Below are 1,883 nucleotides of genomic sequence, written 5' to 3'. Positions count from 1 at the left end.
TGCGTATTTCACTCCAATCTGATCACCGATTTCACTTCAAAATGATCACTCATTTCACTCCAATCTGATCAGTGATTTCACTCTAAACTGATCACCTATTTCACTCAATCTGATCAGTGATTTCAGTGTAAATAGATCACCAATTTGCACAATATAAGCACTGTAATTGGGTATTATATTGCTTTTATTTTGTGCAGATGGTGGAGCATGAGGAATAGAGTGAGTATGAGAAAGTTACGAGAAGTATTTCGCTTGAAGTTTGAATTTTGCTACAGCAATCGTCAAATTGCTCAAAGCGTTGGGATTAGTGCGGGGAGTGTTTCGGAGTACCTCTCCTTGTTTAAAGTAAGTGACTTAACCTGGGATGAGGTGCGCCAGCACACTGATGAGCAGTTAGAGCAAGCTATTTACAAACATCCACCATCTAAGAATGTTCGATCTAGACCACAGCCTGATTGGGCAAAAATAAGAGTGGAGATGCAACGTAAAGAGATTACTTTAAGCCTCTTATGGAGCGAATACAAAGCGCAGCACCCTGATGGCTTGGGATACACGCAGTTTACCAAGTGCTACAGTAACTACACTAAAACGATAGATCCGGTGATGCGCTTTGTTCATAAGGCAGGAGAAAAAACCTTTGTGGACTATGCTGGCTCGACTATGGAGTGGATTGAGCCTGAAACAGGGGTTATCCATAAAGCGCAAATTTTTGTAGGGTGCCTTGGTTGCTCTCATCTTCTATACGCAGAGGCAAGCCAAAGTCAGTCGATGGATGATTGGATAGGGGCGCATGTTCGCATGTTTGAAGCATTTGGTGGTGTTAGCGAAATGCTGGTGCCTGATAATTTGAAAAGTGGCGTTACTAAAGCTCATCGTTACGACCCCGATATCAACCGCAGTTATCATGAAATGGCCCTGCACTACAATGTAGCAGTGATGCCCACACGCGTTGTTGCGCCAAGAGACAAGGCGAAGGTCGAAAGCGCAGTGCAAATTGTAGAGCGCCAAGTCATAGGCCCCTTGCGTCATCAAACGTTTACAAGCCTTCCTGAGCTTAACCAGGCCATTCGTGTCCAATTAGATGTGGTTAATAAAAAGCCTATGCAGCGCATAGGACTGTCTCGACTAGAGCAATTCGAACAGATTGAGAAAAGCGCCTTAAGACCTTTACCCAAATTGGCTTTTTGCATGCAGGAATGGCGCTTTGCTAAGGTGCATATTGATTATCATATTGTGGTCAACAAGCATTTCTACAGCGTGCCTCATCCCTTGATTGGTCAAAAAGTTGAAGTCGCTGTGACCAGACGATGCATCGAAGTCTTCCATCAAGGGCAGCGTGTAGCGCTGCATGAGCGAGATGATAAGCCCAATCAGTTTACAACACTTGAGGAGCATATGCCTAAGTCTCATCGTGAATATCAAAAGGAGGTGCGTGATGCCTCGATTCTACGCTTAACTCAATGGGCCAAAACCCAAGGACCTAACACGCAAGCTTGTGTTCTTGGATTCTTTAAGTCGCGCTTTTTCCCACAACAAGCCATACGAGCGGTCTTAGGACTAAAGCGTTTAGCGCAACACTATGGTCAAGTACACTTTGAGCACGCCTGTCAGCAAGTAGTGGCTCTTCATCAATACCGTTATAAAACGGTAGAAAGTATTTTAAAACACGGTCTCTATACCAAGAGCCCTCCAACGGCTCAATCAATCAACCACAGAAGCCAGTTCCGTGGAGCCCACTATTATAAAGGAGTGAACGAATCATGTTAGAACAAACGAAACAACAACTTGCAAGCCTTAAACTTAATGGCTTTCTCGCAGCTTTAGAAGAGCAATGCGCTCATCCACCTCACCAGCTCTCCTTTGAGGAACGCTTGTCCTTATTA

1 protein-coding gene is annotated in these 1,883 nt (G+C 44.4%); it reads left to right on the top strand.

Features of this window, described 5'->3' with window-relative positions; genetic code table 11:
- Window positions 1-225: 225 nt before the first annotated feature.
- Complete coding sequence (gene istA / locus ELY15_RS15475; protein WP_158617522.1) at window positions 226-1,767, top strand: IS21 family transposase; 1,542 nt, start codon at window positions 226-228, stop codon at window positions 1,765-1,767.
- Window positions 1,768-1,883: the final 116 nt, after the last annotated feature.

The sequence above is a fragment of the Legionella sp. km772 genome (assembly GCF_003989735.1).
GTDB lineage: Bacteria > Pseudomonadota > Gammaproteobacteria > Legionellales > Legionellaceae > Legionella.
The sequence above is the reverse complement of the archived record's forward strand: the minus strand, read 5'-3'. Positions and strand labels throughout refer to the sequence as shown.